13 protein-coding genes and 1 pseudogene are annotated in these 20,491 nt (G+C 62.0%); 5 read left to right on the forward strand and 9 right to left on the reverse strand.

Features of this window, described 5'->3' with window-relative positions; genetic code table 11:
- Positions 1-227 precede the first annotated feature (227 nt).
- The 3 genes from P3H15_RS35095 (at position 228) to P3H15_RS35105 (ending at position 3,920) form a co-directional block, all read left to right on the forward strand.
- Positions 228-587, forward strand: a complete 360-nt coding sequence (locus P3H15_RS35095) for a nucleotide pyrophosphohydrolase (RefSeq protein WP_276141467.1) — start codon at positions 228-230, stop codon at positions 585-587.
- Positions 588-1,075: 488 nt separating this feature from the next.
- Entirely contained in the window at positions 1,076-2,953 is a 1,878-nt protein-coding gene (locus tag P3H15_RS35100; RefSeq protein WP_346348812.1) for a DUF2075 domain-containing protein, read from the forward strand.
- Positions 2,954-3,110: 157 nt separating this feature from the next.
- Complete coding sequence (locus P3H15_RS35105) at positions 3,111-3,920, forward strand: HNH endonuclease (RefSeq protein ID WP_276141469.1); 810 nt, start codon at positions 3,111-3,113, stop codon at positions 3,918-3,920.
- Positions 3,921-4,061: 141 nt separating this feature from the next.
- Here P3H15_RS35105 and P3H15_RS35110 read toward each other — a convergent pair whose 3' ends face one another.
- The 8 genes from P3H15_RS35110 to P3H15_RS35145 form a co-directional block, all read right to left on the reverse strand.
- Positions 4,062-5,012: an HNH endonuclease gene (locus P3H15_RS35110; protein ID WP_276141470.1), complete on the reverse strand. Its 951-nt coding sequence runs from the start codon at positions 5,010-5,012 to the stop codon at positions 4,062-4,064.
- 23 nt (positions 5,013-5,035) lie between these two features.
- On the reverse strand, positions 5,036-6,598 hold the full coding sequence (locus P3H15_RS35115) for a sigma-70 family RNA polymerase sigma factor (protein ID WP_276141471.1): 1,563 nt from the start codon (positions 6,596-6,598) through the stop codon (positions 5,036-5,038).
- A gap of 2 nt (positions 6,599-6,600) precedes the next feature.
- On the reverse strand, positions 6,601-7,101 hold the full coding sequence (locus P3H15_RS35120) for a hypothetical protein (protein WP_276141472.1): 501 nt from the start codon (positions 7,099-7,101) through the stop codon (positions 6,601-6,603).
- Positions 7,092-7,955 carry a ParA family protein gene (locus P3H15_RS35125; protein ID WP_276141473.1) on the reverse strand — a complete coding sequence of 288 codons (864 nt, stop codon included), beginning with the start codon at positions 7,953-7,955 and terminating at the stop codon, positions 7,092-7,094. The genes P3H15_RS35120 and P3H15_RS35125 overlap by 10 nt, the downstream gene beginning before the upstream one ends.
- 74 nt (positions 7,956-8,029) lie before the next feature.
- Positions 8,030-9,742 (reverse strand): DEAD/DEAH box helicase, encoded by a 1,713-nt coding sequence (locus P3H15_RS35130; RefSeq protein ID WP_276141474.1) that lies wholly within the window; start codon positions 9,740-9,742, stop codon positions 8,030-8,032.
- Entirely contained in the window at positions 9,739-15,051 is a 5,313-nt protein-coding gene (locus P3H15_RS35135; protein ID WP_276141475.1) for an AAA domain-containing protein, read from the reverse strand. The genes P3H15_RS35130 and P3H15_RS35135 overlap by 4 nt, the downstream gene beginning before the upstream one ends.
- A gap of 133 nt (positions 15,052-15,184) precedes the next feature.
- Complete coding sequence (locus P3H15_RS35140; RefSeq protein ID WP_276141476.1) at positions 15,185-15,589, reverse strand: hypothetical protein; 405 nt, start codon at positions 15,587-15,589, stop codon at positions 15,185-15,187.
- 94 nt (positions 15,590-15,683) lie between these two features.
- Positions 15,684-16,859: a hypothetical protein gene (locus tag P3H15_RS35145; RefSeq protein ID WP_276141477.1), complete on the reverse strand. Its 1,176-nt coding sequence runs from the start codon at positions 16,857-16,859 to the stop codon at positions 15,684-15,686.
- A 249-nt stretch (positions 16,860-17,108) separates the two neighbouring features.
- Here P3H15_RS35145 and P3H15_RS35150 point away from each other — a divergent pair, with 249 nt between their 5' ends.
- Positions 17,109-17,684 carry a TerD family protein gene (locus P3H15_RS35150; RefSeq protein WP_276141478.1) on the forward strand — a complete coding sequence of 192 codons (576 nt, stop codon included), beginning with the start codon at positions 17,109-17,111 and terminating at the stop codon, positions 17,682-17,684.
- A gap of 146 nt (positions 17,685-17,830) precedes the next feature.
- On the opposite strand, the gene P3H15_RS35155 is transcribed toward P3H15_RS35150, so the two are convergent.
- Positions 17,831-19,750 (reverse strand): DUF262 domain-containing protein, encoded by a 1,920-nt coding sequence (locus P3H15_RS35155; protein ID WP_276141480.1) that lies wholly within the window; start codon positions 19,748-19,750, stop codon positions 17,831-17,833.
- A gap of 95 nt (positions 19,751-19,845) precedes the next feature.
- Here P3H15_RS35155 and P3H15_RS35160 point away from each other — a divergent pair.
- Positions 19,846-20,491, forward strand: a pseudogene (locus P3H15_RS35160) (transposase); the annotation flags it as partial.

A 20,491-nucleotide genomic window follows, 5' to 3' on the forward strand; every position in this document is an offset into this window, starting at 1 on the left:
CCAACGTCGCTTAGCGGTCTGGAGCGCATAGACCGTCGGTGGTCGGTGGTGAACCCATGACAAAGACCACTGCACGAACTGGCTCGCAGGGCCGCCGACGTGCACTTGTCGATCGAAGCTCCCGAGATTTCACATCTCGCACGCGGGGATCGCCTGGAAAGGCCTGCCCCCAGATCCGCCTGTCGTGCCCGGTCGAGCTCAACCGATGCGCGTGATAAGAATTCGGCATGGGAATCGAAGATCTCCAGTCACTGGTATCGAACTTCTCCGAGCGCCGAGACTGGTCTCAATTCCACACCCCGAAGAACCTTGTGATGGCACTCAGCGGCGAAGTCGGCGAGCTCACCGAGATCTTTCAGTGGCTGACTCCCGAGCAAAGCGCAGCAGTCTGTCAGGATGCGAAGACGCGTGCACATGTCGAGGAAGAGGTCGCCGATGTATTCATCTACCTGCTGCGGCTGGCTGAGGTCCTGGATATCGACCTCGCCGAAGTCGTGAGGAAAAAAGTCGATCTGAACGACAAGAAGTACCCGGAAGAGGAGTCGCGGGGCAGGGCGACAAAGTACACAGAACTGGGGGAAAGCTGATGTCGCTCGTCGCGCTGGCGCCCAGCTGGCCGCGAGAAATCGCGGACATAGGGCTACGTCCGGGCCGCGGCGCCAATTACTGCCGCCTGGCAGTTGACAGCAACGTCGGAGGTGCGGGCGCGAGCGATGGTGTTGTCGAACTGGACACCGCCGAGCGTCCACAGAAGGCAGGCCACCCGGTGTCCGATAGTCGCCTACGGTATCGGTCCCCACGCCCCTGACCACAGGGTCTGTGACAACGGCGAGCCGCGTCCGAGACGGAGATGGACACTTTCGTCCGAACGTGGCGTGTTGGCGGCCAATTGGTGGAAGCAGCCACTCCTGGGACTTCGCGGGTCCTTCGGCTGACATGGCACACCGCTGCACGAGCCGCCGATGCAACTCGGCTAATCTGAGTGTTGCGGCCCGACGGACTTCCGCTGCGATTCGCAGCTACGGACATGCCCCCACCCGCACGACTGGATTCGTGCTGCCCGGGGGACCCCACTGTGACCTTGCTTCGTACCTCTGCCGACCGAATTGTCGGCATGGCTCATCCCGAGTCCCTGGCTGAACAGCTACTGGAACAGATGCTGTTCAGGACCGGCCACCGTGCCAGCGAAGCCGAGCAGAAGTCCTGGAGCCGAAGTCTTCCGGTCTTGGCCCGCGACTTGGCGGACGCAGGTTTGGGTGGCGTGGAGATGCTTGTCGAGTACCACCTTCCACTGACTTCGCAACGAGCAGACGTCGTGCTCGCCGGCACCCATCCGGAAACAGGCGCGCCGTCATACGTCGTGGTCGAACTCAAACAATGGTCCACAGCCCATCGTTACGAGAACAGCGCGGAACTCGTCGAAGTACCAGGCATGCCTGGCGGGCCGAAGCTGCACCCTGTTGCGCAAGTCAAGGCCTACTGTGAGTACCTCGCTGACTTCGCGAGAACCCTCGCCGACCAGCCCGACGCGCTCGCAGGAATCGCGTACCTCCACAACGCCACAGATCCGGGTGCCGTTGCGGATCTGCGAGCCTTTCCTGCAACCACCACCGCGCGGCTCTTCACCGCAGCGGACCGGGGCGACATGCTTACGTTTCTCCAGACGCGTTTGTCCGCGACGACGGGCCACACGGCGGGCGACACCCTGATCCGCTCCGCCGTTGCTCCCTCCCAACAGCTCCTCAAAGTTGCGGCCGCCGAAGTCCGCGACCGACCACAGTTCCACTTGCTGGGCGAGCAACAGCTCGCGGTCGACCTGGTCTTGCATGCCGTCGAGCAGGCGCGGGCCAACGACGGAAAACGCATCATCGTGGTCACAGGAGGGCCGGGAAGCGGCAAGAGTGTGATCGCGCTGTCACTCGTGGGTGAGCTCGCTCGACGTGGCAGAACGGTCCTGCACGCAACCGGGTCCCGATCATTCACGCAGACTCTCCGCAAGGTGGCCGGCGCACGCGCCCCTCGAGTGCAGAAGATGTTCAAGTACTTCAACCAGTTCATGACCGCAGACCGCAATGGGCTCGACGTGCTTGTGCTCGACGAGGCCCACCGCATCCGTGAAACGTCCGTTGACCGGTACACCAAGGCGGAACTGCGAACCGACCGCCCCCAGATCGACGAGCTGATCGCCGCCGCACGCGTACCGGTATTTCTCCTGGATGAGCATCAGGTGGTTCGTCCCGGCGAAATGGGTTCACTCGAACAGATCCAGCGTCACGCCAAGACGATCGGCCTCGAGACGCAGCACGTCCACCTCGGCGAACAGTTCCGTTGCGGTGGCAGTGAGGAGTACGTGCTTTGGGTCAAGCGCCTCCTCGGGCTTGTCGAGGGTGGGCCCTACCCGTGGAGAGGCGATCCGCAGTTCGCGGTTCGCGTCGTCGATACACCGCAGGAACTGGAACTTCTCCTCTCACAGCAGCAGGAGCGCGGCTACACCTCCCGAATGACAGCCGGCTATTGCTGGCCGTGGAGTGACGCGAACAAGGACGGTTCACTACCCGCCGATGTCCAGATCGGCAATTGGTCACGGCCCTGGAACAGTAAGAGCGACAGACGCGTCGGAGACGCACCCCCAGCACCGTTGTGGGCCACCGAGGACGGCGGATTCGATCAGGTCGGTTGCGTCTACACCGCGCAGGGATTCGAGTACGACTGGAATGGCGTCATCCTCGGACCGGATCTCGTGTGGCGCGACGGCCAGTTCAAAATGGTTCGCTCCGCCAATCGCGACCCCGACATGCGGAACACGAAAAGGGTCGACGATGTGCGATTCAACAAACTGGTACGCAACGTCTACAAGGTGCTCCTCACTCGCGGGATGGTGGGCACGGTCATCTACTCAACAGACGAGGAGACACGAGACGCTCTCCACGCGTTGGTGAGCGAGACCAACTGAGTCACAGCATTACCGAATAGAACACTGCACACACGAGCACGGCCCGACAGGCTTCCGCTTCAGGACATGCCTCCACCCGGTGCGATACCGGATAGGCGCACGAGCGTTGACGGCATGGGTACTGGTCATATCGAAGGACTATCCCGATCACTGGGAAATGGCGAAGAAGGACGGATTTTGGGATACACGGCCACGCACCAGGATCGAGCCGGCTGACGATGTCTTCTTTTGGATGGCCGGTACGGGTCTCATCGGATGGGCTCGAGCAACCTCTGCAACGTTTGAGTTGAACTCGTCGCATCCGCCTGCACATTGGCACGATGTGGCCACCGGACGATACCGGTGGCGCTTCAAGTTGGAGGCGCAGAGCTCCGCACCGGTGCGACAGCCACCATGGAAGGAGATGGCCGCGGCTACCGGAATCACCGTCCCGGCGAGCAATGGTCGCATTGAGGTGAAGGACCCGGTAGGACGAGCATACTTACGCGCGCTGTTCGGGAAGGAGCCCATTATCGATCAGGCCCTTCCGGACGGACTCACTACCTATGCGCCCGGTGACGATCTCCGCAAACGTGCGCAGAGACACATCGCAGTACGTCAAGGGCAGGGCCAATTTCGCAACTCTTTGATCAATTCTTACGACAGGACCTGTGCAGTTACTGGATCAACGGTACTCGCCGTATTGGAGGCGGCACACATCGACCGCTACTACGGTGTCCACACAAATCACGTGACCAACGGCTTGCTACTTCGCGCCGATATTCACACGCTGTTCGATCTCCAACGCATGACCATCGACCAGAATTTGTGCATACGGGTCGGACCGGACTTAGTTAACACGGAGTACGGCGGTTACGAGGGCAAGCCTTTGAGAATGCCCTCGAACCCCAGCCATCACCCGGATCGCGACGCTCTGCGCCGCCATTGGGAGAGCTGCGATTGGGCAATCATTTCGCAACATCAGTAGCACTACGTATCCAGCCTGGCCGCGGAAACGGATACTGTCTCGACCTCGAACCAAACAGCATCCCCTTTTGTTCTATGAGCCCGGCCGCAAATCGGACGCAGAAGCCTCCATTCGCGGTAGGTGGCGCCGCTGATCCAGCGACTACCCCGCCGATCGGAACTTTTCGTAGCTCGCCTCGAGTAGTTCCCGATCTGGCCGCTCAGCCCGCACAGATGGAATGACCATGAGCTTCTGACGGTGTCGTTCTTTCAAACCATATTCGAGCATCGGTCCGTCGATCTCGATGAGCAGGTCCTGTCGAATTTCGACCACGAGGTCAGGTCGGATACCCAGAATGTGCGCGTCGAAAGCCGCATGATGAATCTTGCACATCGCCAGCCCATTTCGGACAGAAGCAATGCCCGCATCGTCGGAGTCCGGGACGATGTGCGCCGCGTCGAGCAGCTGGCTATGCCCGAGCGCGCACACCGCACAACGGGTGTCGTACGCGCGCATCACAGTGGACCGGAAGACGGGCTGATGCAATCGCCGCTTTGTCTCCGCCACGATGTAGCGGCGGAGATGCTCCTCCACCGGCGATTCTGTCCGGTGCAAGTCACGCGCCACTTCGGTTGCGACTACAAATTGGTGCTGCTCAGCTTCTTCAGCGACGATGAATACAGGGTAGATCGCCTGAAAGCGGCTCGGACCCACGCCATAGAACCAGATGAGCGGGACCTTCAGCTCCATCGCGGCACGAAGACCCCGGTTGTCCATGTTCTCGGGATCCTTCCCCGACCACTTGTAGCGAAGGAGCCCATCTGCACCGACCGTATCCTCGTAGGGTCGTTCTTCACCAGCGCGACGGTAGGTGGTGCTGATCGACAATGCGGAGGTGAGCTGACGTGGCTTTCGAATTCCGCGAGTGGGATCCATCAAACGAAACATCTCGCCGTCGATGGAGAAGTCGAGCAGTTCCTGTCTACTGATCGAATCGAGACCGTCATTTGTGCGGACTGCCAGAAATCTCATCGCTTCGCTACGCAGACGCGTATCAAAATCCGGTACGACGTCGGCACCCTGAGAAATATCCGCAATCAACTGTTCCTCCACATATTCAGCTTTCCCGCCGCTATTCAAATTAAGTCGTAGAAGGGTCGCAGGATGTTTGCGACTGGCTCCTCTTTCATTGCTTTCAACAACTTGGACTCGATCTGTCGGATTCTCTCTCGCGTAACGCCGTAGATCTTTCCGATTTCATCGAGGGTATACGGATCCGATCCCGTCAGCCCGTACCGGAGCCGGATGACTTGGGCGTCACGCTCAGACAGCGGCGAGAGCACCGATTCCAGCGTTTCGTAGAAACGTCTCCGCTCAGCGACTTCCTCGGCAACTACGGCCAGGTCGTCCTCGAAATCTAGCCCGTCGTGTTCTGCATTGTCGGTGAGCACATCGAGACTCAGCACCCGTTGGTTGTACTTTTCCAGATCACCGATGTGTTCAATTGTGGTGTCCAGCGCAGTCGCGAGCTCGCTCGGCGTCGGCTCCCGCCCGGTCTCCTTCGTCAGGCGCGTACGCTCCTTGCCCAGCTGGTCGATCTGCTCGACCATGTGCACCGGAATTCGAATGACCCTGGACTGGTCGGCCAAGGCACGAGTGATCGCCTGCCGAATCCACCACGTCGCGTAGGTCGAGAACTTGAATCCGGTCTTGTAGTCGAACTTCTCGACGGCCCTGATCAATCCAAGGTTGCCTTCTTGAACGAGATCGAGAAGCTCGAGCCCCCTGCCCTGGTACCGACGAGCGATCGATACGACCAACCGCAAGTTCGCCTCGAGGAACCGCCTCTTGGCACGCTGTCCACCACGACGCATCCGATGCAGGTCGCGATGTCGCTGGTCGGGCAACTTTTCGCCGGCTTCCTCGGCCTCCTCCAGGAGATAAGCCGCATATAGCCCGGCCTCGATCCGCTGCGCGAGCTCGGATTCGTCTCCCGACCCGAGTAGGGAGCGCTTCTTGATCGACTTCAAATACGCGCGAATCGAGTCGACAGTCTCATACTCATCGACATCAGTGGCCGCCTCTGCACCTGGACCGCTGTCGTCCAATTCGGGAGGAAGGGCAGTCTTGCTGTTGCTCGCGTTGTCGACGACACCCGGTTTTGGACGCGGACCCGCCTTCTTCGAAGGTCGCTTGGGCTGTGCGGCACTCTTCTTTTTCGCAGGACGCTTCTGTTGCGGCCGTGGTTGCGGGGGTGGCGCGAGCTTGGGCGACTGTGGCGTCGGAGGACGACACGCCGGCTCGACGGAGAATCCATCGAGTCCTTCGATGACGGGCTCGACATGAGAAGCCCGAACCACGACAGTGACGTCGAGTTCCCTGAGCGAACGAGCCAGCTGCTCGAACGCTCGATTCGAGCGGGCGTAGTAACGCACGGCGTCGGGATGACCGATCTCGACTCGCCTGTCCGACCACACTTCGCGGTCGAAACTTCGCTCGATGATGCGGACGATTCCAAACTCGGAAGTTGTTCCGACCGCGAGCCGTACTTCACCGATCTCCGAAATTGGCAATCGCCGCGGCGCAGTGGCAAATGACAACGCCACTGACGGCGCGAGATCTTCCCGTGTTATCCAGACGTACCCGTCGTGCAGAACTACCTGCCCGTCAAAGCCGTCGTACCGATCGACTGTCACCATGCTTACCGCAGCACATCGCCCTTGGTGGCGCGGGCCTGCACCCGCTCCACTATCCGATCGATCAAGCGCGGCGGTGTCTTCCAACGCATCGCGGCTTTGTCATAGTTCATAGAGTGCTCGGTGACGATGTCCTTCAATTGCTCCGCGTTCAGCGTCTTCAATCGTGCCCGCAGGCCGGCTTCGCCGGATACCTCAAACACAGCGAACGGATCAAGGACACCCTTGGACCGCGTAGTAGTCGTGTTACGCGGGGCGGCAGGCTGGGGTGGGGCTGGGGTCGCGTGAATGCCACCCACGGTGAGTGCCTCACCCAGCGCCTTCGCAAACCGTGGCGTACGCTTTGCTTCGTCTGCGACCGCCCGGACCATTCGAGCCAGGGCCACCGCCACCTCAGGATTGGCCTTGCCGAGCGTCACCAACGACGTCTCCGCATCGGAAGTAACCCGCCGCAGTCGCAGCTCGTCGACCGTCAGGTCTCTCCCGCCTGTCACTTCTACGCCCATCCCAACCTCACCTTTGCCGTAGCCATGAAATCCTGTGCCAGATCCCGCAGTGCGATGAACTGACCGTCCGCTCCGTACTTCTGTCGGAGAGTGCCGAAGTCCGCATACTCTGCAGCCGCCGCAATCTGATTCGCCTCCGGGATCAGGGATGGGAACACCATCGTGATGTCCCTTCTCCGGTTCAGGTCATCAACCGTGTTTCGGTGGACCGTCGACGCCTTCCGGTACTTGGTGATCACTACACCCAACTCCACGATTGGCCGTCCCCAACGCTCACCGAATTGCGCGATCCGTTTCTGAACCGGACCGATCCCGTAGGTCGACATCACATCGGGAATGGTGGGAATGATGTACGCATCCGCGCAACGTAGACCGTTCAGCGTGATGGTCTCGAGGTTCGGTGGGCAGTCGACCAGCACGTAGTCGTACTGATCGATGACGGGCTTCAAGGCGCGCAGGAGGATGCCCGTCGCGTCACCCGACGCGAACCCTGCTCCCGCGACCCTTTCGTGCAGACCAATCATTTTCAGCGAAGACGGAAGGAGATCCACCGTCCGCACCTTGCGCAACGGCGACACAGAATGCTGGATGATGCTCGATACGTCGAACTCGAAGGCGCTGCCGCCAGCTGACATCGCCCGCTCGAACAACGCCGCCAAGGTGAGGCTCTGTGAGTCGAGCTCACCCCAGCAACTCTCCCCAATCATCATCATCGTCAGGTTGGTCTGGGGGTCGAGGTCGATGAGCAATACCCGTTGCCCGAACTCACCGGACAGCATCTCGCCGAGGGCAGCCGTAGTCGTAGTCTTCCCCACCCCACCCTTGAGGTTGATGGTCGCGACCACGTGCGTCATGACGGCCCTTCCCTGCTGCAACTTTCAACAATGCACAAACTAGCGTGTGGATCCGACACGGACTGGCACCGCGGCTACAGCAGGTTCGCCAGCACGTCGGCAACGTCGGGCTTCTCGAGCCGACTCAGCGCGGCGAACTCGATCCGGCCGACGTCGACCGCCGTCAGCGCGAGCGTCGCGGCTACCTCCGTCCGACTCATCGGCGGGTGACCACCTAGCCCGAACCGCAAGATCACGACACCAACTTGGTCAGGTTCGAGCACCGACAATCCTGTCAACACAATGTCGAGGTCGTCGGCACGTGGGTTCTCCGCGACTCGGTTCAGGACAGCCCGCAGCTCAGAGCCGGCAGAACCGAGAGTGACCGCCGCGGACTCCACAGAGTCTGTCTCTCCCACCAGTCGCTCGGCAGTTTCCCGATAAACGTCGTCGGCCGAATCCGCCGGTAAGCCGTCGAGCGACTCGACCCCACCGAGCCAATCACGAAGAACGTCCGCCGCCTGATCCGCATCGACGGTGATCAGCTCGGACGCGATACCCGTCAGCTGTTCGAGAAACGTGCCGTGAGCACCCAATTCCGGGTCCTCCGCACTCCCCTTGGCGAACAGTACGAGGAAGGACGCGTGTCGGCCATCCTGCTTCGGACGAATGATGCGACCCATCCGCTGGATCATCTGCCGCCGACTCTTGCTGCTGGCGAGGATGACGCCCACATCAGCTTCCGGAACGTCGACACCTTCGTCCAACACCTTTGGGGCAACCAAGGCCTTCATTGCCCCGCTCTTGAACGCACCCAGTAGCGTGGTGCGGTCGGTTCGGGACAGGTCACTCGTATACGGCGCCGCGAGAACGCCTTCCTCGAGAAGCACCTCCACAGCCGCACGCGACGATTCCTTGGTCTCGGAGAACAGGATGCTACGTCCGGTCTGTGCCAGCACTCCCCCGAGCTCTCGAACGGTCTCGAGTTTTCCTGTTGCTGCCGCGAGTAGTGCACGCCGCTGCGAGAACGCACGTAGGTAATTCCTGGCCGCCCACGTCGCACGATCGCCGCTGCCTTCGCTGAGTTGCTGTACCTCGCGCATGAATTCGCCGAAAGGCTCCCCCGTGCAGCCGTACTTGTGGATCAGGTTGCCGCGCTCACGCTTCGCCGTTTCGTCGAGCTCGGAGTAGGCACCCTGTTCCGCAGCCGAGAACGGTACGGCAACCAACATCACCCGGACCGGGGCGAGAATGCCATCGCGGTGCCCTCGGTCGTAGTCGCATCCCGAGATGACAGCCTCGAAGTAGGGCAGAAGATGTTGTTCGACGCCGTCATCGGTGCGTTCGAATGTGGCGGTGAGTCCCAACCGTTCGGTGAACTCATCGGTAAGTAGACGTGAGAAAGTCAGGGCGCCGTACCGGTGCACCTCGTCCGCGACCAACAATGCCGGACGAGTCGGGGCCGGCGCACTGTGCTGGATCGCGGATTGCACAGTGCTCACGAGGATGTCGCTGTTCGCAAAACTGTCCGACGACCCGGCACCACGACGACCGACGCGACGGTCTGGCAACGCCTTTTGAATTGCTCGATGCCACTGGTCGAGGAGGTCTATGCCGGGAACAACCACCAGCACCGACAGTCCGCGAGATAGCGCCTCTGCGGCGGCGACAATACCGAGCGTGGTTTTACCCGTGCCGGTCACCGCTTCGACCACCGCACGGCGACCCGCCGCATTCCACGCATCGAGCGCTTCCTGCTGCCACTCGCGCAGCTCGAGGCGTTCGGCGGCAACCGTGAACGCCGTCACGGCCTGGCCCATTCCGGACCGTCGGCACCGGCACGCTTACGCAGCAAGCCTTCCCGCTCCAGCTCGGCAAGAATGGCCGAGAGCTCGCCGTCCGGGAGCCGAGTGAGGCGACAGCCGCGTTCCATCGTCACCGGGCTCGTCCACGCGGCTGCGGTGAGCACACTCTTTGCAGAAGCACGTTTCGCCGAAGGCAGGCCCGCCCCCACCGCGCCGGGCGCCATGCGGTCCTCGGAAAGGACGTACTTCCCTTGGGCGATGGCGAGTGTTTCCTCGGACACCAACGCGTCCAGTGTCTCCCGCATCAACACGTCGTCAGCCGGCAGTCGTCGGTGTAAATCGGTCCGAGTCACCGGCCCCTTCTTCACCTCGGCGACGATGAGGGTGCGCAGCAGACGCGGCGAGAACTCCTGGGGACCGGGCTCGGGACGCGAACGGGAAGGTTCGACGGGTGTGTCGGCTTCCGTCTCCAGCGGTTCGGCGAGTGCGTAGCGGATGTCCGGCTTACGCCCCACCTTGTCCATGAGGTTCTTATGCGCCAGCTTTCGGAGTGCCGACCAGATCTGTACACGGTCGAGTCGCCACAGCTCAGCGAGCTCGACGGTCGACACCGGACCGGACTTCGCTGCGGCGAGTAGCCGATCGAAGAGATAGTCGTCAGGCCGTGGAATTGCGCTCTCGGGCATCACTTCCCATGCAGAACTCGAATCCGCCGATTGTGGTTCGTGAAGTACCTCAAGTGCCGGCGCGTCCACTTCGGCGACAATCGGCGCCGGTGGCGCGGTCACTGCCGGTTTCGGCGTCGTCACCGCCGGCTCGGACAGGGGCACCACCCGCTCGACCAGATCGACGTCCACCGTCGGCTCAGCTGGCAACGGGATGGGCAGTGACTCCGAGGGGAGCACGTTCGCCAGCTCCGCCTCAGCCACGTCCTCGGCGAGTGACTCGTCGTCGGGCAGTACCGGTGGCGTCCACGTCGAGGTCGAGGCAGGCTCCGCGGTAGAGACCGACCCAGGCGAGATTCCTCGCTTGTCGAGCTGAGCCCACAGCCCGCTCAGCGAACCGACGGGATCCAAGTAGTACTCCGACTCGCGGATCCTCCAGAACTCCCAACCGCAACGCTGAAGTTCTCGTTCGCGCTCCATGTCGGCGCGCACCTGTTCCGGTGAAGTGTGGAAGGCGTCGCCGTCACACTCGACCGCTAGCCGACCGGCGGCACCGGTGACCACCAGATCGATGCGGCGATTATTCACCTCCACCTGTGGGTTCACGTGATATCCGCGTGCCACGAGTTCGAGGTAGATGCGCTGTTCGAAGAGGCTGTCGAAGTCTCGGTGGCGCTCGTCTCGCGTTACCCCCTCAGGCATCGGATTTGCCGGTGCCGGCGAGGTCGACTGCATGTAGGTCAGCAACGAATGCCGTAGGTCGGTCGAGCGCAACGAATCTGCCGTCCTCGAATGGAACAGCCACAGCTGGTCCTGCGCACGTGAGGCGGCCACGTTGTACCGGCGTTGGTAGTCGTTCTTCGTCATCGCCGAAATTTGCTGTTCGGGTGCAACCACCATCGAGAGGAAGATGACGTGCCGCTCGTCGCCCTGGAAGTCGGGTGGTGTTCCGATACGGAGCCGCCGCTCGTCCCACACCTCGATGTCCAGGCGCTTCAGAAGCTCGTTCTGGATGACGTCCACCTGCGACTGCCCCTGAAGCACCACGACACCAAAGGTCTTGCCGTCGTATGCCTTGTCGGACAGGCATGCCTCGATCGCATCGACGATGGCGAGTGCTTCGGGCCTGTTCGACAGTGTGGCGTTTCTCCCGGAAACGACCCCGCCCTCCACATAGGTCGTGCGCAGCGGCGGCAACCGGTCTGCGCCGAACTGGCGTACGGGCACCAGCGGCGCGTCGCGGTAGAACTGGTTGCTGGACCAATTGATGATCTCGGGCATACAGCGGAAATGCTCGCGCAGCCGGATCACCTGACCAAACCTGGTCCGTAGCAGCGAGAACAGACTGTCGCGGGGGGTGAAGCTGTTGCGGAGGTAGCCCGGCACGTCGTGCAGATACATGTCGAGGCGGTCGAAGATTCCGTCCAGCGCACCGGACGATACCTCGCTGGGAGCGCACTGCTTGTCGTCGCCGACAACGATCACTCGCGGTGCAAGCCACAGCAGGAACAAACTGCTGATGTCGGCCTGGCTGGCTTCATCGACGATCACGACGTCGAAGGTGTTAGGTTCCGGCGGAATCGACGCAAGTACCTGCTGGAGCGGCATCACCCATGCGGGCACCGCACGCTGCGCAATCTGCATCGCCTCACGAGCCGAAGCGCGATAGGTCTCGGCATACTTGCCGGTGCCCTTGCCGATAGCCGACACGTGCCCCCGGTACGCCTGCAGGGCCTGCACTTCGGTTGCCGTCATCCGATGAAGACAACCCAACCAGGCACGTTCCGCCGCCAGCCGCGCGGTCAGCTGGGCGATATCAGCTTCGGCCGTCGCCAGGTCCGATTCCTGCTGCTTGTCTCGACCCAGCTCGTGCTGACGCTGCACCCATGTGTGAGCGCGACGCCAGGCCCACGCCTGCTCGAGACCGTCGAGGCGCGTCGACCAGCTCTCCACATTCGCGGTTTCGGCGATCAGTGTCGCCAGTGCGGGAGCGCTTGCCTCGACCTGCCGACGCAGGGTGTTCAGGTATCGCTCTTCTTCTTGCTCCTGTCGAGCCCCAGCGAGATCGGACAATGCACGGGTGATTTCGTCGCAGTCGGCCGAGCCCAGCCCTTCGATCAAGTCGATGCACTCGGGCGCGAGTGTCCCGCCGAACACCGCCGACACCTCGGCACTGAGTTGACTCATTCGGTTGCGGGCCGCGTCGGCGTCCTGAGTCGCCGCGACAGCGCCGGCCGAGGCTGCGAGTGCTTGCGCATCCGAGACGCTTCGGATCCGAGGTGCAGCGGGACTGATTCCCTGCAACACCTCGACCAGACCGTTTGCCTCCGCGGCAAGCGCATTGACGTGCCCGATCTGCACGACCGTCCGGTGGAGTTCATTGATCTGGACGGTGCGTGAACCGTTGACGTGGACGACGATGCCGAGGTCCCCGAGGAGTGTTGCTGCACTCTGCACGCAGTCGAGCGCCCGAAGGTGTTCAGTGACTGTGCGCGCCGATTCTGCGGTGGCGGCGTCTTCGCCGTCCACGGTGGCGAGCGCACCGAGCTCCTCGACGGTCTTCTGTTCGTCACTCTTGCGGAAACGTGCTCGCCACTCCACACCCTTTTCCATTGCGACGGCCAACGCGCCGTAGGCATTCAGGGCGCGACGACCGACCAACGGAGTGTCGACGAGTCGCGGGCCGACGAAGGCGTCGGCGCGCTTGGCCATGTCGAGCAGGGCAGGGACCTCCGCGGTCCTCGACCACAGATGTGAGGTGTGACCCGACAGCACACCCTCGGCCGCGTTCTTAAACGCCGGCTCGAAGGCTCGCACTTCGGCAACCTTGGCCTGGAGCCGCTCGCACCGGTGTTGCACATCCATCAACGTCGCTGCCGGTGCCCCGCCGAGCAACTGAAGAACCTGCGCGGCGCCAGGATTGATGTCTGCGGGCCGGATGGACGCCCGCGTGCACAGCTGCTGCAGCTCGGGTAGTGGGGGAAGAAGGTGGTCGACGGTGGGCAAGGACTGGTCGAGCCGCCCCGCGCGGGTTGGGCTCGATCGGAGGGTTAGTGCGATCAGGGTTCGGAACTGGTCACCGGTGAGCGGGGGTGTGTCCGCGTTGACCGGACCTGGGAGCCAGTCGAACAGCTCCGCCTGGTTCGTGACCTCTCGAACGATTGCTGCGGCAGTCCCCGAGTACCCCGGTGACACTTCCGGGTGCTGGAACGTTTCGGACTCACGCAAGGCTCGGATGTCTTCGGTAATCTTCGCGCGGCGACTCAGTGCCTGACGACGTTTGTCGGTGAGATCGGCGATCCGAGACTCGGCATCGTTCTTACTGAATGATGCTTTCCGGGTAGCTATCTCGGCAACGCTCTTGTTGAGCTCATCGGAGCCACCCCGTCCGATATCCGTGATGGAGACACATAGCTCCTGCATCTCCTCCGGCAACTTATCTCGCAGTACCCGGAGCGCCTGCGACTTCTCACTGGTGACGAGGACACGCTGCCCTTTCGCGAGCAACGCTGAGACGAGGTTGGCGATGGTGTGGGTCTTGCCTGTTCCGGGTGGACCTTCCACTACGACGCCGCTATCGTCCGCGAGTCGTTCGATGATCTCGCTCTGTTCACGGTTGGCGGGCAAGGGAAACAACGGATCTTCAGCGAGAGCTGCTGACGGCGCGGAGCCTGTCCGCTCGAGCCACGCGACTCGCTCATTCGGCTCGATGGCCGTCACCAACTGCGCAAGTCCCAGCGGAACGGTGCTGTCGTTGCGCTCCGCAGCAGCGATCATCGTCTCGTAGTACTCGACCAGCGCGAATGCGCCTCGCTTACGCAGTACCAGTGCTGGTGACGGAGTGAGGACGCGACCGGAGGGCGAGTCCGTCCCGTTCTCTTCGACCTCCATGTTCGTGGTGAGCGCACGCGCGGCCCATTCCTTGAGGAAAACGAGGATGTTCTCGTCGACGGGGGACGTCGCTTCGTGCAACCGCTCCTGGAGAGCGCGTGAACCCGATACGTCGAACACGTCGAGACCGGTCAGCAGCTGTGTGTCCTCGAGCCTCGGCGCAGTGTCGGCGTTGAGTCGTACCAGTAGGTCCCCGGTGGTTTCGTCGCGTTCTACGGAAACTGGCTGCGTAACAATATGCGTGCGGATGTCTTCGCCGGCGACCTTTGCCGACAGCTCCAACAGCCCGGAAGCCAGAACCAGCTCGACGGACTCGGGGCGCGACACCACCTCCTGCAAGGCGTGCTGCAGCGCCCGGTAGAGCTCCCAATACGGCCGTCGCTCCTGGTCGAGCTGTGCCCACATTCGCCACTCGGACAGCCACCGCGTGAATTCGCCCTCGACGGCCGGTGCGTTGGGTACAAGTGCCAACGAGGCACTCGAGTCTCTGGGATCGCCCTGGATCCACTCGCGAAGGTTCCGAGGTACTTCGGGCGGCTCCTCCAACGCCACCCGCCGCGAACGAATAACTACTTCACCCGCGGTAACCTCGAAATCCACCGACACCGAGAGACGACTCTCGTTCAACCAGATGATGTCGTCGTGGAGGCGGAGGTTTCGGACCGGTTTGGTCCGCGCCTTCACCAGTTCCTGTAGGAACTGCATGAGCCGCTGAACCCGGTCTTTGAGCTGGGGGTCGTCTTCCCGAACCTCCACCGAATCGCCCCCTTCGTGCCTGTGCGCCTACTGCGCACCCGTACCGTGTAACAGGGTAGTGACCAGGAAAGACACGCGCGCAACGGAGTCCTCAATTCCATCCGCGGTATCCGCTACGTGAATGACACGAGTCCTACCGTGGAAGTCCTAGAAGGTCCCAGCGATTCCTTCCGTGAGCCACCCGGTCGAGTTCGATCGCGTGATGCCCTTTCCGCTCGCGACGAGGATCGCGTGCCACCCATGCATCGGTCGCTCGCCTGATGCCGTCTGCTACGTCTTTCGCGGCGAGAATGTAGATCGACTTGGACGATGTCGACAGATCGACGAATGCCCAGAAGTCCGCGCCGGTGTCGTCGTTCGCCGGGCTTTCGTCGCTCTTCTGCGCCTGCCAGGTGCCCGCGGTGCGCGTCTTGACTCTGACGATCAGGGGCGAAGCACCCGGGCGAATGATCCGCACAGCTGTACGTCTTGACGTCGTCACGATTTCGCCATGCGCGCCCTTCGCGCGGACAGCCTTCAGGAACCAGTCGATGCCCAAGTCTGCGGTGCCGGCCTGCTTCGATGGGCCTGATTGCTGAACACCCGGAAACGCAGTATGGACGTGTCCGACCGGTGCGCACTCGGCCGGAATCTCACCCTGACGCTTCGAGCCGAGTGGACGGCCCGGACCTGTCGTGGAGAATCCACAGCTCCCAACCATCAGGGTCGCCTGCTTCGCCGGGATCGTGCCGATTGATCACCGCGGCCGCGGCCGACGACGGATCCGGAAAGCGGCGCCCCTTCAGCTCACCCTTGGTGATGTTGGTTTCTCCTGACGCCGGGTCGCACACTGCGAGCGTGCGAAATCCCGCACAGTCGAGGTACACCCGCCATCTACGTCCGACCGCGGCGGATCCGACGGGGTCCTGCACTGTTGAGGACGCGGGAGCAGTCGGCGCCGATTTCGCCTTCGAGACCGGCTTCGGCGCCGGTTTCACGTTTCGGGGCGGCGCGGCGTCCGGGGCCAGCGGCGGCACAGACGTGACAAGCGGCTTTGGGCGCGCCAGTGGTAATGCCTCCAGGACAGGTGGCGTCTCCTGCACGTCTGGAGCAATGATCTCCCAGAGCTGCGCCAGGCGCATCGTAGAGAGGGCAGCTAAGGAAGTGCCTGCAACCGCAGCGGCCAGCTGTTTGGTGCCTGAATCTCCGCGGAGGTTGGTTGCCAACCGTGCGAGGTCGCGCAGTCTGTCTTCGCGATCTCCCTCGGGCATCGAGACATGTCCGCCGGCTACGAACCATCCGTCACCCACCCAACCCCACGTCATTCGTGAGTCGTCGTCGAGTGTGTCCAGCTCGTCAGCGAGTTGGCTGAACGTATCGCCGTGCAGTTGGGACTCGTCAAGCAGGCCCGCATTCATGATGATTTCGTCGACCGACGCGAGCCCTTCAAGTGCATCGAGCGCGGTCAGGAACTTGTCAGCCGAGTCGTGCGATGACTCCTCCTCGTGGACTACTACCTCGCAGTAATGCGCCAGGCCGTTGGTGAGCTCGCGCATCGCTGCCGTGTCGGAGACGTCGAACAATACGACATCGGGATGCGCGACGGTTCCGTGGTCAGGCGTTCCAGCACCTTGCACGAGTATGTGCACAAAGCCTGGTCTGTCCTTCGATGCTGGAACGAAGCGGCACCTCTGCACAGCGGACAGCAGCGCTCGTCGCGGGTGCGTGGGAAACGGAAAGCCTGCATCCGCGACCAGCCCCTCGCGGGTAATCCATATATACGGGTGGTCGACAAGGATCTGGCCGTTGATGCCGTCGTACCGCAGCACTGCATCCCCCTCCCGCTCACGCATGTGTCGTGGCCCTCTCATTTGGTAGTCGGACCGACAGCGGAGTCCGTTACCGGACGCGTCATTACGCACCACGATCCTGGTCCACTGGCCGCCGATCGAGCCGCGCCTCCGGCTCAGCGCATTCACTTCGACCGACAACGTCGGATGACGTGGCTATTGTGAGGGCGAAAAGCGAACACCGGGACGCCGATAGAGTCGGCGTCCGCAGTCTCGAAAGGACTCACCATGGGCGTGACCCTGGCCAAAGGCGGAAATGTTTCCCTGTCGAAGGCGGCACCGAACCTGACGACGGTATCTGTCGGTCTCGGTTGGGATGCCCGCAGCACCACCGGCGCACCCTTCGACCTCGACGCGAGCGCGCTCGCCACGGGCCAAGACCGTAAGGTGCTGTCCGATCTTCACTTCGTCTTCTACAACAACCTCCGCTCCCCCGACGGTTCGATCGAGCACACCGGTGACAACCTCACCGGCGAGGGAGACGGCGACGACGAATCGATCAACGTCGATCTCTCTGCCGTTCCCCCGAATATCACAAACATCTTCTTCCCTGTCTCGATCCACGACGCCGACACCCGCGGCCAGTCCTTCGGACAGGTCACCAACGCCTTCATCCGCGTAGTCGACAGCACCACCGGTATAGAACTTGCCCGTTACGACCTCACTGAAGACGCGTCCAGCGAAACGGCCATGCTCTTCGGCGAGGTGTACCGCCATAACGGCGAATGGAAGTTCCGTGCAATCGGCCAGGGTTACGCTTCCGGGCTCGCCGGCATTGCACGCGACTACGGCGTCAACATCTGACAACTCCGTAGGGCGCCGGGTTCATCACGCCCCGAACGACCCCAGCGAGATGGTGAAACCAACTGGGCACCTGTCTCGCTGGGTCGTTTTGGTGCGACCGCACCCGCTGCGATGCACTTGTCGCAACTTCCAACCGGGTGAAACGCTCAGCTGGTAGACAGAGTTAGACGCGCCTCTTCGCCATCGCTGACCGACTCGTCGTCATCCGGCCCGAACTCGGCTTCGAATTCGGCGTCGAGGTCAGCGCGTGAGATTTCGTCACTGACCACGTCATCGACAGGTATCGACTTACCAGTCGCCTTCTCGATGAGGGACACAAGCTGCCGCTGCCGGTCAGCCATGAACGCTTCGAATTCGTCTGACCGAAGCAGATTCGGATTGATCAGGTGGCTCGAGAGATACCCATCCAGAGTCTCGGCGGCGATGACCGGCGCATTCCCCTTGCCTCGTTCGAGACCTGCCAGGTAAAGCGATGGAGCTTCTCCGCCAATGATCCTGTTGGTCCTGAAAGACAGCGGGGTCTTGTTGATGATCGAGTCATACACGGAACGCTGGATCCCGTTCGTTTCACACCACTTCTTTGGGAAAATGTGGTGGATGTCCACGTTCTCGCCGAAGAACACCGTGTGGTCGAACTCCTGCCCTGATCGGAAGTCTTTTGCGCCCTTCAACATCAGCAGCGCATTTACTCCCTTGTACGCCGCAGACAAGCGCATCCGCATGGTCTTCAGTCGCTCCGCGCGGAAGGATGCATCGAGCACGGTCGTTGGCTCCGGACCTCCCCGCATCCACTCAGGAACCTCGATAAAGTCCTTGGCAATTCGGTTCTCCGTCGTGGAGCCGTACAGCTCGCCAAACACTCCGTTCCAATACCATTCGACAAGCTTCGCGTAATTCGTGACATGGTCAATGTCGTCGCCAATGTCCGCCAAGATCGCCGCGAGGGGGATTATCTGGGTCTGATATGGGAGGTCGAAGATGCGATAGATGTGGAGACGATGAAGGAACTTCGCGGCCGCGACGAATCCCTGTTCGACCTGGTCTTGGTACTTCACATACGCAGAGAGTGGCAAATTGAGAAGCGCCTGACGATTACCAATTACCTGGGGCAGCTCCTTGCCTGTCTTCCCCGCAGCCGCGGCATCACGGCGCTTCTCACGCGTGTGAAATAGCGAGACGACGTGTAGGAAATCAGTGTTTGACACCTCGGAAAGAATTCCAGACTTCGCGTCAGCGAGACGGTGCGTCCGCGCCAAGCGTGCCTGCCGACCTACGGTCGTACCTTCACCGAACCAGTCCTTCCGAAGTTCGTAACCTTCGGCGGCATACATGGCGGTGATCAGTTCAAATGCGTCGAGCGCCTTGCCGCCGGTGTTCACCTTCTCGAATACGACGCAGACGGCTTCCTTCGAGGTGTCCTTGTCGAGGGCGATCACCGGCACGTGGTAGCTGGTGAAGTTCTCGACGATCTGCTCCTGAAAGGTGTTAAGAAGAGTCCATTTCTCCTGGAAGCTATTCGGATCGGACGACATGAAGTGACTGACGCACTCCTTCTGCCATTCAGGGAAGTCGAACACCATAGACACCGGAAACATCAGGTTCTCGAACTCGCCCATTCTGGTCGAAAGGTCGAGCTCCGTCTTGCGTCCGAAATCGCTCCTGATAACCCGGTCTTCGGGTACACCGAAGATCGCGTCTTCCCTATCGACGAAGGGGTCGAGAGCCTTCTCGATGTCGATGTAGAACCAGCGCTTCACCGGGCGCTTCTTGGGCGTCACGGTCTCGACCACCTGCTTGCGCAGTGTCACTTGGTACAACGACGTCATGCGCTGCTGGCCATCGAGCAGGAGGGCCGACGGCGTCTGCTCCGCCGCTATAAGTGGCGCACCTTCCACGGGTCGCGGCTTGAACTCGACACCCCCTCCCGTCTCCAAGGTCATCAGGGCACCGACCGGGAAGGCCCTGGACACCGAGGCGATGAGACTCCGGATGCGTTCCTCGTCCCAGACCCAGCTTCGCTGGAAGTCGGGCAGCTGCAGCTTGCCCTTCTCACAGTCCGTCAGCAGCTCCCCTAGCGTGAGTTTCCTAGGTAGCCGAGTTTTCGTGTCGCGTCGTGCGTGTTGAGCTGGGCAAACGCGACCGGAGAGTGTATTACCTATATATGGCTTCGATCGTGGGGAAACGGCAGGGAGGGAAGACGTACTACTACCTGGTCGAGTCCGCCCGGGTCGAGGGTAAACCGCGCATCGTCTCGCAACAGTACCTGGGCAGCGCGGAGGAGGTGACGGCCAAACTCGCCGGCGCGCAAGCGGGTGCGCCGGTGCGCAGTGCACACAAGAAGTTCGGGGATGTCGCCGCGGTATGGTCGGTGCTCGAACGTCTCGGCGTGGCCGAGGCGATCGACGGGGTGGCTCCGCGCCGCTCGGATGCGGCGGTATCGGTGGGCACCTATATCGCGCTGGCCACGCTGAACCGGATCGTCGCCCCGTGCTCGAAGGCGGCGTTCGCGTCCTGGTGGGATTCCACCGCCGCACCGCGGTGGTGCCCACTGCCGGCCGGGTCCCTCGATCACCGCAAGTTCTGGTCGGCGATGGACCGTCTCGACCGCGACGATCTGGCCCGGATCGAGGGAGCGTTGTCGGCGCGGATGGTCACCGAATTCGGTCTCGACCTGACCGCGTTGGTGCTGGACATGACGAACTTCGCCACCTACATCGACTCCGGCAACGAGGCCGCCCCGATCGCGCAGCGCGGCAAGGCGAAACAAAAACGCGTCGACCTGCGCCTGGTCGGGTTGGCGTTGGTGA

The organism is Rhodococcus sp. T2V (assembly GCF_029269925.1).
Lineage (GTDB): Bacteria > Actinomycetota > Actinomycetes > Mycobacteriales > Mycobacteriaceae > Rhodococcus_F > Rhodococcus_F koreensis.

What these genes read in the sequence shown, in the direction of transcription:
- P3H15_RS35095 (WP_276141467.1), top strand. Translation starts at nt 228, where the DNA reads ATGGGAATCGAAGATCTCCAGTCACTGGTATCGAACTTCTCCGAGCGC.
- P3H15_RS35105 (WP_276141469.1), top strand. Translation starts at nt 3,111, where the DNA reads ATGGCGAAGAAGGACGGATTTTGGGATACACGGCCACGCACCAGGATC.
- P3H15_RS35115 (WP_276141471.1), bottom strand. Translation starts at nt 6,598, where the DNA reads ATGGTGACAGTCGATCGGTACGACGGCTTTGACGGGCAGGTAGTTCTG.
- P3H15_RS35120 (WP_276141472.1), bottom strand. Translation starts at nt 7,101, where the DNA reads ATGGGCGTAGAAGTGACAGGCGGGAGAGACCTGACGGTCGACGAGCTG.
- P3H15_RS35125 (WP_276141473.1), bottom strand. Translation starts at nt 7,955, where the DNA reads ATGACGCACGTGGTCGCGACCATCAACCTCAAGGGTGGGGTGGGGAAG.
- P3H15_RS35150 (WP_276141478.1), top strand. Translation starts at nt 17,109, where the DNA reads ATGGGCGTGACCCTGGCCAAAGGCGGAAATGTTTCCCTGTCGAAGGCG.